This is a genomic window from Flavobacterium sp. H4147 (genome assembly GCF_029360735.1).
Lineage (GTDB): Bacteria > Bacteroidota > Bacteroidia > Flavobacteriales > Flavobacteriaceae > Flavobacterium > Flavobacterium endoglycinae.
This window is the reverse complement of the sequence record NZ_JARKNB010000002.1, coordinates 1,381,747-1,398,005: the sequence shown is the minus strand read 5'-3', so window position 1 is coordinate 1,398,005 and position 16,259 is coordinate 1,381,747. Positions and strand designations below refer to the sequence as shown.

General features: G+C 34.8%; 14 protein-coding genes. All 14 read left to right on the top strand.

From position 1 onward, the window contains the following. The first annotated feature begins 58 nt into the window (after positions 1-58). The 14 genes from P2W75_RS13890 to P2W75_RS13825 all read left to right on the top strand — a co-directional run bounded on the left by P2W75_RS13890 (position 59) and on the right by P2W75_RS13825 (position 16,239). Entirely contained in the window at positions 59-2,002 is a 1,944-nt protein-coding gene (locus P2W75_RS13890; protein ID WP_276380909.1) for a glycoside hydrolase family 97 protein, read from the top strand. Between the two features lie 690 nt (positions 2,003-2,692). Then, the gene (locus P2W75_RS13885) at positions 2,693-5,701 is read left to right on the top strand and encodes a TonB-dependent receptor (RefSeq protein WP_207297346.1); all 3,009 of its coding nucleotides are present in this window, start codon (positions 2,693-2,695) and stop codon (positions 5,699-5,701) included. A gap of 12 nt (positions 5,702-5,713) precedes the next feature. Continuing rightward, positions 5,714-7,207, top strand: a complete 1,494-nt coding sequence (locus P2W75_RS13880) for a RagB/SusD family nutrient uptake outer membrane protein (protein ID WP_276380908.1) — start codon at positions 5,714-5,716, stop codon at positions 7,205-7,207. Positions 7,208-7,384: 177 nt separating this feature from the next. Next, complete coding sequence (locus P2W75_RS13875; RefSeq protein WP_276380907.1) at positions 7,385-8,683, top strand: glycosyl hydrolase family 8; 1,299 nt, start codon at positions 7,385-7,387, stop codon at positions 8,681-8,683. 17 nt (positions 8,684-8,700) lie between these two features. Beyond that, positions 8,701-9,813 (top strand): alpha/beta hydrolase-fold protein, encoded by a 1,113-nt coding sequence (locus P2W75_RS13870; protein WP_276380906.1) that lies wholly within the window; start codon positions 8,701-8,703, stop codon positions 9,811-9,813. A gap of 41 nt (positions 9,814-9,854) precedes the next feature. After that, positions 9,855-11,024, top strand: coding sequence for an alpha/beta hydrolase-fold protein (locus P2W75_RS13865; RefSeq protein ID WP_276380905.1), 1,170 nt, complete (start codon positions 9,855-9,857; stop codon positions 11,022-11,024). A gap of 116 nt (positions 11,025-11,140) precedes the next feature. Beyond that, entirely contained in the window at positions 11,141-11,818 is a 678-nt protein-coding gene (locus P2W75_RS13860; protein ID WP_276380904.1) for a Crp/Fnr family transcriptional regulator, read from the top strand. Between the two features lie 92 nt (positions 11,819-11,910). Beyond that, a complete protein-coding gene (locus P2W75_RS13855; RefSeq protein WP_276380903.1) occupies positions 11,911-12,507 on the top strand; it encodes a peroxiredoxin-like family protein in 597 nt (198 codons plus the stop codon). Between the two features lie 7 nt (positions 12,508-12,514). After that, positions 12,515-12,985 (top strand): YHS domain-containing (seleno)protein, encoded by a 471-nt coding sequence (locus P2W75_RS13850; RefSeq protein WP_276380902.1) that lies wholly within the window; start codon positions 12,515-12,517, stop codon positions 12,983-12,985. Next, positions 12,982-13,362, top strand: coding sequence for a DoxX family protein (locus P2W75_RS13845; RefSeq protein ID WP_207297338.1), 381 nt, complete (start codon positions 12,982-12,984; stop codon positions 13,360-13,362). The genes P2W75_RS13850 and P2W75_RS13845 overlap by 4 nt, the downstream gene beginning before the upstream one ends. A gap of 5 nt (positions 13,363-13,367) precedes the next feature. Continuing rightward, positions 13,368-13,856, top strand: a complete 489-nt coding sequence (locus P2W75_RS13840) for a DinB family protein (protein ID WP_276380901.1) — start codon at positions 13,368-13,370, stop codon at positions 13,854-13,856. After that, on the top strand, positions 13,844-14,554 hold the full coding sequence (locus P2W75_RS13835; protein WP_276380900.1) for an NRDE family protein: 711 nt from the start codon (positions 13,844-13,846) through the stop codon (positions 14,552-14,554). The genes P2W75_RS13840 and P2W75_RS13835 overlap by 13 nt, the downstream gene beginning before the upstream one ends. Before the next feature lie 10 nt (positions 14,555-14,564). Then, positions 14,565-15,599 (top strand): D-alanine--D-alanine ligase, encoded by a 1,035-nt coding sequence (locus P2W75_RS13830; RefSeq protein WP_276380899.1) that lies wholly within the window; start codon positions 14,565-14,567, stop codon positions 15,597-15,599. A gap of 1 nt (position 15,600) precedes the next feature. Beyond that, positions 15,601-16,239, top strand: a complete 639-nt coding sequence (locus tag P2W75_RS13825) for a hypothetical protein (protein WP_276380898.1) — start codon at positions 15,601-15,603, stop codon at positions 16,237-16,239. The last annotated feature ends 20 nt before the right edge of the window (positions 16,240-16,259 follow it).

The window sequence follows — 16,259 nt, the reverse complement described above, 5'->3', positions numbered from 1 at the left end:
TTAAAAAAAGTATTTTTTCCAAAAAAAAAGTTCTAGCCATTAACCAAAAATAAATTTTATGAATTTTAAAAGTTTAATTTTTTTATGTTTAGTCAGTTTCTTTCAGCTAAACGCCCAATCCGTAGTAAAAAGCCCCGACGGGAAACTTGCCGTATCGGTTTCAGTAAATAACGGAAAGGCTGAATATACTGTCATTTATAATCAAAAAACCTTCATCGAGAAATCTCCTCTTGGTTTAAAAACAAGCGCAGGAGATTTTAGTTCTGGATTGACGTTAGAAAAAAATGTCGGCCAGAATACAATCAACGAATCCTATCAGCTGCGCAACATAAAAAAAAGTAACGTTCAGTATACCGCAAATGAAGCCATTTTTTCGTTTACCAAAGATGGCAAATCTGCTTTTGATGTCATATTTAGAGTAAGCAATAATAATCTGGGATTTAAATATAAAGTATATCCGCAGAAAGAAACCCTTTCTTGTGTGGTTCAGGAAGAAGTTTCAGGTTTTTTGATGCCTAAAGGAACCACTACATTTTTGTGTCCGCAGAGTAATCCAATGACAGGATATGCCCGAACAGCTCCTAGTTACGAAACCTCATACACTCTTGATGATGCAGTTGGAAAAAACGGATGGGGAAATGGCTATACATTTCCATGTTTGTTTAAAGTAAATAACAGCGGATGGGTTTTAATTTCTGAAACAGGCGTAGACAGCGGGTATTGTGCCAGCCGATTAATAGGCCATGAAAACGGATTGTATACCATTGGATTTCCAATGGCGGGAGAAAACAACGGAAACGGAACAACTTCACCTGGAATTCCGCTTCCAGGAGAAACTCCATGGAGGACAATTACCGTTGGAGAAACATTAGCGCCAATAGTGGAAACTACTATTCCATTTGATTTAGTTAAGCCAAAATACCAAGCTTCAAAAGAATATCAATACACAAAAGGTACTTGGAGCTGGATTATGAAAATGGATAGCAATACCACTTTCCCAGTACAAAAGCAGTATATTGATTTTAGTGCTTTAATGGGATATGAAACCATTTTAATTGATGCACTTTGGGATACGCAGATAGGTCGTGATAAAATAGCCGAATTAGCCGCATATGGTACGCAGAAAGGTGTTGGACTTTATTTATGGTACAATTCAAATGGATATTGGAATGACGCTCCGCAGGGACCAAAAGGATTAATGGATAATGCAGGCATGCGACGCAAAGAAATGGCATGGATGAAAAGCATTGGAATAAAAGGTATTAAAGTTGATTTTTTTGGTGGAGACAAGCAGGTTACCATGAAATTGTATGAAGATATTTTAACCGATGCCAATGATTTCGGAATAATGGTTATTTTTCACGGCTGCACGCTGCCTCGTGGCTGGGAACGTATGTATCCAAACTTTGCATCTAGTGAAGCAGTTCTAGCAAGCGAAAATTTACATTTTGGACAGCAAAGCTGTGATAACGAAGCGGTAAATGCGGCAACTCACACTTTTATTAGAAACACGGTAGGAAGCATGGATTTTGGAGGAAGTGCTTTAAATAAATTCTACAACAGCGATAATATTCCAAATAAAGGTTCAAAAAGAATGACTTCTGATGTATTCGCAATAGCGGCTTCAGTTCTTTTTCAAAGCGGCGTACAGCATTTTGCCTTAGCACCAAACAATCTATCGGATGCTCCTGATTGGGCTGTAAAATTTATGAAAGAGGTACCAACAATATGGGATGAGGTTCGATTTTTAGAAGGCTATCCGGGCAAATATGTAATACTAGCGAGAAGAAAAGGTTCCAAATGGTACATTGCGGGAATTAATGCTGAAAATAAAGTATTGAAAACAAAATTAAAATTAGGAATGCTGGATTCTAATACAGCAGTAAATTGTTATACAGACGACGATCAGCTAAACGGGAGAGTAACCACTTTTAAAATAAATAAAAACAAAGAAGTGGAAATCAATATACCTCATAATGGAGGAATATTGATAACAAATTAAACCATTTTTATATCCCTTAAAAAGCCAGCTTATTGTAAGCTGGCTTTTTTGTTTGAGAATCTTTCTTCTTACAAGAATACTTCAAAATTTTAAATTTTATATTATCACTTGTAAAGATAAATATCAACAGGATTAATTTAAATTCTGTTCACTAAGTAATTCTTTATAACAGCATTATACTAAAAACATTTTTTTTGGCAACCGATTGCTTTTTTTGTGCTTTTTCGACCTTTTTTTTCGCTTCAATGTTTAGCAAAATTTTAAATTTAGATAAATATATTTCTATTTAATAAGATTAAACTTTCGAAATAGACCTGTTTTTAAGAATTTTAGGTCACTTTTTAATATTGCATTTTTTGTGGGAAATTTAGCAATTGGCTGTAGAATTGCTATTTTTTATTTTAAAATTATTTTCAGAATGAATTATTTTTAAAATATTGAATATAAAAATATTTTAAATGTTTTTATTTTGCGTATTTTTTGAGGTTCTTTTAAATAAAATGTAAAACAACCGATTGTTTTATAAGTTCTTTTTTTATATTTGTCACCTATAGCATCGATCTGATTTACATTGAAATATCTATTTAAGAATGATAGATTTTCAACTAGTAACGAATAAAATACCACTTATGAATATTAAAAATTAGAAAACAAAACCACATTAACTATTTAAACCAAACAAAAACCATTATGAAGTTAAAACTTAAAATTGCACTAATTGGACTGCTGCTGATAAGCAGTCATAGTATAATGGCTCAATCAAAGACCATTCATGGCGTAATTACTGATCCTTCAGGATTCCCTCTGCCTGGTGCCAGTGTTATTGTAGAAGGTACAAAAAACAGCGCATCAACAGATTTTGACGGTAAATATTCTTTAAACGGTGTAAATCCTACCGATAAAATTACTTATTCTTATGTTGGCTTAATTTCACAGACGATTACTGTAGGTGAAAGAAATTCAATTAATGTTACTCTTGTTCAATCCACACAAAATTTAAATGAAGTTGTAGTAGCCTATGGTACTCAAAAGAGAACTAAAGTTACAGGAGCAGTTTCGACGGTAAGCTCAAAAGATATTGCCGCAGTACCCATTACCAATGCAGAATCTGCTTTACAAGGACGTGCAGCTGGGGTTACAGTTGTAAATGGTGCCCCAGGATCTAATCCTACGGTTAGTATTCGAGGTCTGGCTACTATGGGAAATAGTGCTCCCTTATATGTAATTGATGGTGTTTTAACTGGAAATCTTTCAGGTTTAAGCCCTAATGACATAGAGAGCATTTCTGTTTTAAAAGATGCTTCGACCACTGCTTTATATGGTTCTAAAGCCTTTAACGGGGTTATTGTAGTTACTACTAAAAAAGGGAAAAAAGGTCCAGGACAATTAACCTTCAGTACGTATGTTGGCGGACAGGAGGTAACAAAACGATACAGTGTTTTAAATACGCAGCAATACCTTCAATACGCTAAAGATTTAGGAAGCGATTTAACAGCTAGAGCCGCAGAGTTTGGAAACATTAATACCAACTGGCAGGATCAGATTTTTCAGACTGGAGTAATGCAGGATTACAATTTGAGTTTCTCAAATGGTACTGAAACTTCGACAGGGCGTTATTCTGCAGAATACTTAAAACAAGATGGCGCAATTATTAATACAGGTTTTGAGCGTTATTCTTTTAGAGCAAACAATACACAGGATATTGGCAGACTAAAAGTAGGAAGTAATATTGGTGTTTCTTTCAGTACGATCAATCCAGAGCGTAGTTCAGGCGGAAGAACATTATTAGAACATGCTATTAAAATGGCACCTTATTTTCCAATTTACAATGAAAACAGTATAGGAGGATATCAAGGACCAAGCGCTATCGACGGAAATGATGCTGAAAATCCAGTACGTGTGGCCAATTTAGGATATCAAAAAATTAATAATTTATCGATCATTGGAAACATTTTCGCAGAATTAGAAATTTACAAAGGATTGAAATTCAGATCACAAGTTTCTTTAGATTATTATACAAGTAAAGACCATACATTTATTCCAAGTTTTCAAGATGGCTCTTACCATAAACAGGCATTTTCTTCAACAAACGAAACCAATTCTCAAGGCCAGACAATTGTTTTTGATAACAGTTTAACCTATAAAACTACAATCGCAAACAAACACAATCTTGAAGTTTTGGGAGTTATTACTAAAATTGATGGAAAATCTCAAAGTCTAGCTGCTGGAAGCCGTTATTATATTTCAAACGAAATCGATCAGCTTCGTTACAATGAAGGAAGTTTAGGATCTGCTAATTATGAGGAAAAAAACATTGGATACATTGCCCGTATCAACTATGATTATGAGGATAAATATATTCTAGCTGTTTCAGGACGTAGAGATGCATCTTCTCGTTTTGGAGCGAATCATCGATGGGGTAATTTCTATTCTGTTGCTGTAGGTTGGAATATAGCGAAAGAAAATTTTATGCAGAATTCTATTTTCAGCACATTAAAACTTAGAGCCAGTACAGGAACAACAGGAAACGACAGAATCGACAATTATCAATACAGTGCTACTTTGCTGGCTAATTATAATTATCCAATTGGAGGAGCAAATGCACCAGGTGTTTCTTTAGGTGTTGCTGCTAATCCAGATTTGAAATGGGAATCAAAACTAGATAGAAATATAGGTTTGGATTTTGGCTTATTTGATGATCAATTTACAGGTTCATTTGAATATTTCAACAATAAGAGCAGTGATATTCTTTTTGCGGTTCCTCTTGCAGCTTCTGTTGGGTCTGCGGGTGGTGGAACACAGATCCAAAATATTGCCGATGTAAAAGTAAGTGGTTTTGAAATTTCACTTGGGTACAACGATAGAAAAGGAGATTTTACATGGTCTGCCGTAGCAAATTTAGGCACAAGTAAAAATGAAGTAGTGAGTTTAGCACCTGGAGTAACCAGTGTTTTAGGCGGTCCATCAGCAAGAGCAGGTCTGGAAAACTTCTCTAGATTAGAAGTAGGACAGCCGTTATTCTATTTTTATGGATATCAAACCAACGGAATTTACCAAAATCAAGCAGAAGTAGATGCCGTATTTGGACCAGGCCAGACTACTATAAAACCAGGTGATATTAAAATTGTGGATCGTGACGGCAATAAAGTGATCAATTCAGATGATAAAACAAACATAGGAAATCCATATCCTGATTTTACTTACGGTTTAAACCTAAATGCCGCATACAAGAATTTTGATTTTAACTGTTTTATAACCGGAGTTGCAGGTAACGATATTTATAACGCAAACACTTTCGATCTAAAAGGGATGAACCGCTTGTTTAACGCCAGCACAGACGTTTTAGACAGAGCAAATGTTGTAAATGGTGTCGTAACAAATCCTTCAGCTACTTTACCAAGAGCACAAGGAGCAGATATCAACTGGTCTTCTGCAAACCAGCGCTATATTGAAGACGGTTCTTTTACAAGATTAAAAAACATCGCTTTGGGATATACATTAACTGGAGATGCGTTTAAAAGTTATTTCTCAAAAGCAAGATTCTACATAAGCGGACAGAACCTGATCACAATTACAAAATACTCTGGTTTAGATCCTGAAATTGCGCGTGCAGATGCTAATGCAAATTCAGCAGGTATTGATTTAGGAAGATACCCACAGCCAAAATCAGTAATTTTTGGAATTGATGTTACATTTTAATATTTAAAGACGATGAAAAAAATTAAATATATACTTATAGTACTGTCTGGAGTTTTAACCATGACTTCATGTGACACTGGCGAATTAGAATTGACAAATCCTAATACCTTATCGCCTGAAACTTTCTTTAAAACCGAAGCACAGGTGCAGTCTGCCGTAAATGCTTCGTATGCAAATCTTCAAACAAGAGGACTCTACGGCCGAAATCTTTTCTTCGCAATGGATCTTATGGGGCACGATGCTTTAGGAAACCCACAGTTAGAAGGTAATAAGAAACCTTTTCAAGACTTTTCTTTTAATGGAGGAAACGATATTATTCAATACTATTGGGAATCTTGTTATATAGGAATATCCAGAGCCAATTTTGTGCTGGATAACGAATCCAAAATAAATGCTCTTCCTAATTCTGTTTTATCTCAGGAAAAAAAGAATAAATATTTAGGCGAAGCTCATTTTTTAAGAGCATACTATTATTTTCTATTAGTGAGACGTTTTGGAGATATACCAATTTATAAATCAGGAACTATTGTTGGAAATCCAAGAAGCCCTAAAGCCGAGGTGTACGCTTTAATTGAAGAAGACCTTGTATTTGCATCACAAAATCTTTTATCAAAAGCTTCAGAATCGGCAGGAAGAGCCAATAAAGAGGCCGCGTATGCACAATTGGGTAAAGTGTTGTTATATCAAAAGAAATACAATGAAGCTTTGGCTGCTTTAAATAACGTAACAAGTTACAGCCTTGAAGACAAAGGTAATTTTTACAACAACTTTATGGAAGAAACAGAACACGGTAAAGAGTCGATTTTTGAAATCGAGTTTGACGAAAAAAACGGAACCGGGGATCAATGGGGAGCTGTTGGTGATAGCGGCGGAACTGGTTTTGATGAGTCAACACTTAGAGGTCAGGAATACGGAAATCTTAGCTGGTACAATGTTTACCCATCAGATGATCTTTTAGATTCGTATGAGGCTGGTGATAACCGTTTCGGAGACACTTTTTATGTGCCGGGTTCTTCATATTTAAAAGGAACCAAAGTAATGGTCGCAAGTAATTTTACTACCTCTGCAGGAATTAGAAGAGCAGGCTGGAAAAAATATCAAAACTATTACACAAGAGAAGATGAAGCAACGCGATCAAGTATTAACTTTAAAGTAATGCGTTATGCAGATGTCCTGCTTATGAAAGCAGAGTGCGAAAACCAAAGAGATGGCGGATCGCAGACAGCAGCAATAGCATACATTAAACAAGTTCGCGATAGAGCAAACCTTACCACTAATATCACGGCAACAAAAGAAGCAGTTTTTGTTGCAATTGTACACGAGCGTCAAGTAGAATTTGCAGGAGAACAATCTCGTTTTGACGATATAATACGATGGGGTATAGCAAGCACCGTATTGCAGGGAACAGGTTTTACTCCTGGTAAAAGTGAGCTATGGCCAATACCTAATAGAGAAACATCATCTAATCCTAAAATAAAACCAAGCGATAATAATCCTGGGTATTAAAAACATTAAAATTTGGTTAGTTTAAGTTAAGTTAGTTTTTTATAAACAGCGCAGGAATGCGCTGTTTATTATTTGCATTAATGCGATTAAACACTTTATGCATTACAGTAGACTTAAATCCAAAACAAAAACTCATTTATTTTTTCTGATGAATAATTAATATTTAAACAGATAAATATGACTCTACATAAAAAAAAATCAAACCGATATTTGATTATAATTTCTGCTTTGACCATAATTTTCACACTCGCTGCACCAATTTCGGTTATGGGACAGAAGCAAAAGAAAACGGCAAAAACAGAAGCCGAAAGACCCCAATACCGAAATCTTTTTAAAGAAGCAGGCTACAGCCAAGATGAAATAGACAAAAAAGTGGCCAAAGCCTATTATGATATTTTTGAAGGGCCAAACAAAGTATATTTTGAAGAAGGAGATGCTCTCGGCTATGTTTCAGATGTTAAAAATAAAGATGCCCGTACCGAAGGAATGTCGTACGGAATGATGGTTGGCGTTCAACTTAATAAAAAAGAAGTTTTCGATCGTCTTTGGCGATGGTCTGTAAAATACATGCAGCATCAAGATGGACCAAGAGAAGGGTATTTTGCTTGGAGTGTGAATCCGTTAACTAAAAAGCAAAACTCTCCAGGATCTGCTTCAGATGGCGAATTGTACTATGTAACCAGCCTTCTTTTTGCTTCCAACAAATGGGGAAACGCGACAGGAATAGACTACTACAAAGAAGCCAGAAAAATACTGGATGCGATGTGGAAAAAAGACGGAACTGGAAATGTGCATAATATTATAAATACCGAACACAAACAGATTTCATTTGTGCCAGAAGGCGGAGGCTATAATTGGACAGATCCTTCTTATCATGTTCCTGCATTCTATGAAATATGGGCATTGTATGCTAAAGATGGCCACGAACAATTTTATAAAGAATGCGCAGAAGTTTCGCGTAATTTTTTGCATAAAGCCTGCCATCCTGTAACAGGTCTCAATTCAGATTATACCGAATTTACAGGTGAACCGCATCCAACACCTTGGATGCCTGCCGGATTTCGTTACGATTCGTGGCGCGTTCCTATGAATGTGGCCATGGATTACACTTGGTACGGAAAAGATAAAAAATGGCAGGAAGAATATGCAAAACGATTTCAAAATTTTCTCCGATCTAAAGGATTGGACCAATTTGAAGATCAGTTTAATCTAGATGGTTCGACGCCAGATTTTATTCTTCAAGCAGGCCCTGTTAAAAAACTCAGACATTCAATTGGATTAGTAGCCACTTCTGCCACTGCATCATTAGTCAATCCCGATAAAGAAAGCATAGATTTTGTTCACGCCGTTTGGAATGCAAAACTCGAGCCTTATGAAGACGGTTACTTTGATCCCTATTACGATGGACTGATGTATCTTTTTAGTCTAATGCATCTTAGCGGAAAATACCAAATTATTGTTCCAGAAGTAAAATAACTTTTAAACAGAAAATCATGAAACAGTATAGCATTATTATCGTATTAATTTTATCAGGAATCATGGGTTTTGCTCAAAACACGACTTCGATTGCTGAAGATTTTAAACCTTCAGTGCTTAATCAGCCTGGGCAGGAATATCCAAAAGTTAATTCTCAAGGATATGCACGATTTCAAATTGCAGCTCCCGAAGCAAAATCTGTTGTAGTAAGTCTGGGATTGGGCGGAGCCAAAGGCGGAACCGTTCTTACAAAAGATCAGGACGGCTATTGGAAAGGCACGACAGAAGGTGCGATGGATGAAGGTTTTCATTATTATCACGTAACTATTGACGGCGGAGTTTTTAACGATCCGGGTGCGCTTAACTTTTACGGATCGACACGCTGGGAAAGTGGGATCGAAATTCCGGCACACGATCAAGATTTCTATACTTTGAAGAATGTTCCGCACGGAAATGTGCAGCAGATTCTTTTTCCTTCAAAAAGCACTAATACCTCACGCAGAGCTTTTGTATATACTCCGCCTTCTTATCATAAAGATAAAGACAAAAAGTATCCGGTTTTGTATTTGCAGCACGGCTGGGGAGAAGATGAAACGGCTTGGAGCAATCAAGGGCGTGTTAACTTAATTATGGATAATTTAATTGCAGAAGGCAAAATAAAGCCATTCATTATTGTGATGACGTACGGAATGACTAACGAAATTAAATACGGCGGATTGGCAAGTTTTAAAATAGAACCATTTCAAACGGTTCTCGTAGACGAATTAATTCCTTACATCGATTCAAATTTCCGTACCATTTCCAATCAGGCAAATCGCGCTATGGCGGGTTTATCAATGGGCGGAATGGAAACACATTCTATTACGCTAAACAAACCAGATGTTTTCTCGCATTATGCACTCTTAAGCGGCGGCACCTATAAACCTGAAGAAATTAAAGATAAGTCAAAAGTAAAACTGATTTTTATAAGCTGCGGCAGCCGCGAAAGACCAGAATCAGTGAAGTCCGCAGTAAAAACGCTTAAGGATGCTGGATTTAATGCCTTTTCTTATGTTTCTGAAAATACAGCCCATGAATTTTTGACTTGGCGCAGAAGCTTCAAAGAATTGGCTCCGCTTTTATTTCAATAAATATTGATTTTACATACAGATGATTAACTAAAAAGGAAAATATGAAACTATCGATTACCGCCGTTATTGCAATTGTCAATTTGTGTTTTCAGTCAGCAAATGCCCAGTCAGAATCAATTATTATGGAAGATTTTACGCCTTCGTCTGTAAATCAGCCCGAAAAAATATTTCCTCAGGTCAATTCGCAAAGACGCGTTCGCACCAGCATTTCTGCACCCAATGCAAGCAAAGTACAGCTGGATATTGGCGGTGTGAAATACGATATGAAAAAAGATGAAAAAGGCGTTTGGACAGGAGAATCGAATCCGCAGGATGAAGGATTTCATTATTATCAGTTAAATATCGATGGCGCTTCCGTTCCAGATCCGGGAAGTCTTTATTTTTATGGTGCAGGAAGATGGGGAAGCGGTATAGAAATTCCTTCGGCCGATCAGGATTTTTTCGCTTTAAAAAATGTTCCTCATGGTCTCGTAAGCGAAAATATCTATTTCTCAAAACTAACCAATTCTTTTAGACGTTGTTTGGTATATACTCCAGACGGTTATAATGAAAATACAAAAACACGTTATCCCGTTCTTTATTTGCAGCACGGAAGTTTTGAAGACGAAACAGGCTGGTCATCGCAAGGAAAAGCAAACCTTATTTTAGATAATCTGATAGCTTCAAAAAAAGCAGTTCCCATGATTATTGTAATGGACAATGGGTATGCTTATAAAGATCAAAAAAATACGCCATCGGATAAAAATAAGCCGAGGGAATCCATTTTTGAAGAAGTCCTTATTAAAGAAGTAATTCCTATGATTGATGCTAAATTCCGTACCATTCCAAAACGAGAAAATAGAGCTATTGCAGGTCTTTCAATGGGAGCCAATCAAACCATGAGAATTATGATGAATCATTTGGATACTTTTTCATATTATGGCGGATTCAGCGGTACGGCAAATTATCCAAATTCAGATGCCATAGATGTTTCTTCATTTTTAGATGGAAAATATAAAGATGGAAATGCCTTAAATAAACAGATTAAACTTTTCTGGTTCGGATTAGGAACCAAAGAACCTGCTCCTTTTCCTAAATCGGTTGGTGCATTTCGAAATATGCTCGAGCAGCAGGGCATCAAATATGAATATTATGAGTCTCCAGAAACAGCTCATGAATGGCTTACCTGGAGAAGATGCTTAAATGAGTTTGCTGGAAAGTTATTTAAATAGAAAATTAATTTTTTCACACTTTACAAACTTCCAGATTTATACTGCCTAACACACAAAGATTTTAGGCATACGATCGTATGATAAATGCTTATATTTACGCAGAGAAAATATACATTATGTACGAAGATTTAAAATATTGGTACTTGCGGGATCATAAATTGTTTAGAACACTGAGCTATTCCCAAATCAAGCAATTATGTATTATAACTGGTTTTAAAAAAGCATCAAAAGGAGAAATTATTTATTTTTCTTCTTCAGATGTGCCTCGTATTTTTTTACTGAAAAAAGGAAATATAAAAATTGTTGCTATTGATGATGATGGTAACGAAACCATAAAGGATATTATTCAAAAAGGAGATTTATTTGGCGAACTAACATTGGAAACAGATAGTAAAGTCGAAGAATATGCCAAAGTACTTTCTGACGATGTGGTAATCTGCAGTTTTTTAATGTCGGATTTTGAAGACTTATTGCTGCGCAATCCAATGCTTGCCATTTCATATACCAAATTTGTTGGCTTAAAAATGAAGCGTATAAAAAATAGTTATGCCAATTTAATTTCTAAAGATGCCAAAACCAGACTCTATCAATTTCTTAAAGACTGGGCAGAAAAAGAAGGCGTTAGAAATGGAAATCTAGTAGCAATTGAAAACTATTTGACGCAGAATGATATTGCTCAAATTATCTGCACTTCAAGACAAACTGCTGTCCAGTTACTCAATGAAATGGAAGCCAGCCAGCTCTTAAGGTACAACAGAAAAGAAATTATCATTTCTGATATCACTAAATTATAATTATTTCAGGCTAAATGTAAATTAGCCGACATTTTGCTTTTTCATAGTGCAATAATTTTACATCATTAAAAAGATGCAAAAACAAATTCATTATGAAAAAATTACTTTTAATTTTCCTTACAGTCCTTAATTCGGCTGTTTATGCACAAATCGCAGTTCCTAAATCTGCGAATGATATTGCTCCTTTACTTATAGGAGAAAAAATTCCAAATGTTATTTTAAAAACATCTGAAAATAAAGATGCTGACATTTCGGAACTGCTTAAAAAGAAAAATACAGTTCTTGTTTTTTATCGTGGCGGCTGGTGTCCTTATTGTAATATGCATTTACAGGCATTGGCTGAAGCCGAAAAGCAAATTATCGATTTGGGATATCAAATTATTGCTGTAAGTCCAGATTCTCCTGAAAATCTAAAAGTAACAAAAGAAAAAGACAAAGTAAAATATACTTTAATTTCCGATGCAGGAGGAACTTTAATAAATGCAGTGGGAATTTCTTATCAAGCACCCGAAAACTATAAAGAAATAATCCGTAAACATTCAAACGGAATCAATAACAGCTTACTGCCTGTTCCTTCAGTTTTTGTTGTAAATACAGAAGGCGATATACTTTTTGAATATATCTCACCCAATATTAAACAACGTATATCTACAGAATTATTAATCGCAGTATTAAAAAACTTAAAATAAATTGAACATGAAAAAGCTAATAGTATTCGTATTGATTTTAGTTTCAGGTAGTTCATTTGCCCAAAATGAAGCAAAGAGAATTAATCTGTATAATTTAGAAAATAAATTAGGTATTCAGGGATATGATCCTGTGGGATATTTTAATCTGGGAAAAGCGGTTAAAGGCAAAAAAGAAATTTCAGTTTCGTATCAGGGAGTGGTTTATAATTTTTCATCAGTAGAAAATAAAAATACATTTTTAAAAAATCCAGTCAAATACGAACCTCAATACGGCGGCTGGTGTGCGTATGCCATGGGAGATTCTGGAGAAAAAGTCGAAATAAATCCGGAAACATTTAAAATTATAGATGGTAAATTGTATTTATTCTACAATGCTTATTTTAATAATACACTCAAAAGCTGGAATAAAGACGAGAGTAATTTAAAAACCAAAGCTGATAATAACTGGAAAAAAATATATAATAATCAGAAGCCATGAAAAGAGAAGTTATAATGTGGATTCTAAGAATAACAGCCTCAGTAATATTACTTCAGACCTTGTTTTTTAAATTCAGCGGTGCCGAAGAAAGCGTATATATATTTTCCTGCTTGGGAATAGAACCGTATGGAAGAATTGGCTCTGGAATAGCAGAACTCATCGCAGCCATTTTAATTGTAATACCCAGAGCAACATGGATTGGTGCTTTTGCTGCAGCCGGAATTATGTTTGGAGCTATTTTATCACACTTATTTGTCTTAGGCATCGAGATTCAAAATGACGGAGGATTACTTTTTGCATTGGCCGTTATTACTTTATTCTGCAGTTTAGGATTACTTTATTTAAATAAAAAACAATTGTTCAATCTTCTAAATTAAAAGTTATGTTATTAAAATCAATATGCCGAAGTTTAGATGAGTTAACAGTTTTATTAAATCAATTATCGGATACTGAGTATTCAAAATCCTGTAATGCGTTAAGCAATGCCACAATTGGAGAACATACCAGACATATTTTGGAAATGTTTCAGTGCCTTCAAAGCGATTATGATTCAGGAGTTTTGAATTATGATAAACGTCAGAGAAATAACAGAATACAAACAGAAACTGAATTTGCGAAACAATGCATTATCGACATAAAAGCAGGATTGCAGAGTGAAAATAAAATCATGTTTCTGGAACAATATATTGATGGTCTTACGACGAGAATCCAAAGTAATTATTACAGAGAACTGCTTTACAATCTTGAACATTGCGTACACCATCAGGCGTTAATTAAAGTAGCCTTATTGCAGTTTGAAAATATTTCAGTCGATGAAAATTTTGGTGTGGCTCAATCAACTATCGAATATAGAAAACAATGTGTACAGTAAGTTTTGTAAACAGTAATGGAGTTGCAATTATTACCTCAAACCGCGACGAAAAAACAATTCGTCCCGTTGCCGCAGCTCCCCGACATTATAATCATAACGGAAAAAAAATCATGTATCCAAAAGATTCGAAAGCTGGTGGAACCTGGTTTGCAATGGATGAAAATGGAACTGTTTTAGTATTATTAAATGGTGGAATTATAAAACACAATCCTGCATCTGAATACCGAAAAAGCCGTGGATTAATTGTACTGGATATCATTGAAAAAGATTCGCCAAAAGATTTTTGGAAACAGATTAATCTCGACAACATAGAACCCTTTACGCTAGTTTTATATCAGGAAAAAAGTTTATTTGAATTGATCTGGGATGGCTGCCATAAAAGAACAGTACAGTTGGATGAAAACCAAAATCATATCTGGTCATCAGTCACCTTGTATCCAGAAGAGATAAGGAAAGAAAGATCAAAATGGTTTTTTGATTTTTTGAAAAATAAAAATGAAATCGCAGCTCTTGATATGCTTGATTTTCATAAAAACACCCATAGCGGCGATACTCAAAATGGTTTAATTATTAATAGAGAAAACATAATGAAAACATTAAGTGTTACGCAGGTTGTTACTGAGCAAAACAAAGGTGCAATGAAATATTATGATTTAGTTAAAATAGAAGATTTTTCAGCTTCTTTTATCCGAATTTAAAAACAGAAAGATGAAGTTATTTTTTCACAAACTTACCAATTGGGAATATTGGCCTTTTCAAGTTTTGTATTTCCCCATTTATTTTCTCTGGATTTATTATGCTCTAAAAGCAAGATCTATTTTTTTCTTTAACGCCTCTAATCCCAAAATTAAAAATGGTGGTTTTATTATGGAGAGTAAAAAACAAATTTATGATTTGCTGCCGCAAAAAAAATATCCGAAAACAATTTTAATTCGCGAAAATTCAGATGTAAAAGATATAGTGTCTCTTTTAACCGAAAAACAAATTCATTTTCCGTTAGTTGCAAAACCTGATATTGGACTGCGTGGTTCGGGAGTAAAAAAAATTAAAACACTTTCAGAACTAGTGGATTATGCTGGAAAAGCAAATTTTGATTTTTTATTGCAGGATTTTATTCCGTTCGAAAAAGAAGTTGGTGTTTTTTATGTTCGACATCCACTGCAAAAAAAGGGAAAAATTACAGGAATTGTATCTAAAGAATTTTTGATTGTAAAAGGAGATGGTCAATCCACTATTGAAGATTTAATAAAAAAGAATCCTAGATTCGAACTTCAGCTTCATGCTTTAAAAGCAGAATATGGTTCAAAACTCCAGCACATTTTGCAGGCTGACGAAACATTAAATTTAGTCCCTTACGGAAATCACGCCCGAGGTGCAAAATTTCTTGACGGCAGCGATTGGATCACTCCAAAGTTAACAAAGACAATCAATGACATCGCAGCCGAAATTCCAGAGTTTTATTTTGGACGCTTTGATATTATGTACAATACTTTTGAAGAATTAGAACGAGGAGAAAATTTTCAAATTGTAGAACTTAACGGTGCGGCAAGCGAGCCAACACATATTTACGACCCTAAGCATTCTGTATGGTTTGCATGGAAAGAACTCGCGCGGCACATTACCTATATGTATGAAATAAGTGCTGAGAATCATAAAATGGGAGTTCCTTATTTAAATTACAAACAAGGCCTGCGTGAATACAAATTACATTTGGCACAAAACAATAAAATCATGAATTTTTAAAATGAAAAGCTTAAAAAATATCGGTGTTGGATTTATAGTAAGTTTTCTAGGATCGATTCCATTAGGGTATTTAAACCTTTTTGGATTGGAAATTTACACCAAATCAGGTCTTCAGGATTTAGTCTTCTTTTTATTCGGAGTTATTTTTGTAGAAATTTTTGTCATTTTTTTTACCCTTATTTTTGCAGGAGAGCTTTTAAATAACAAAAAAATAATGAAGCTGATTGATTTTTTTGGAGCTGGATTTATGTTTGTTCTCGCTTTTACTTTTCATTTCAATTTCAATGCAAAAACAGGTTCAGATACCTTTCATGACTATTTGATGTATCCGCCTTTTATAATTGGTATCGTTTTAAACTGTTTTAATTTTTTGCAGCTCCCTTTCTGGGCAGGATGGAATTTATATTTGCTTAATGGAAAGTACATTACCATAGAAAGAAAGTTGAAATATTATTATATTCTTGGAACCTTTACAGGTGTTTTTTCGGGAATGTTTACTTTGATTGTTCTTTTAAAAGCAGTATTTCATACTACAGATTTATTTTCAAAGCCTGTAACTTCGGGTTTTATTTCACTTGTTTTTATGGGTTTAGGAGTCTTCCAAATGTACAAAATACATAAAAAATATTTTACCTATTAGAGGCTTGTATAATTCATGAG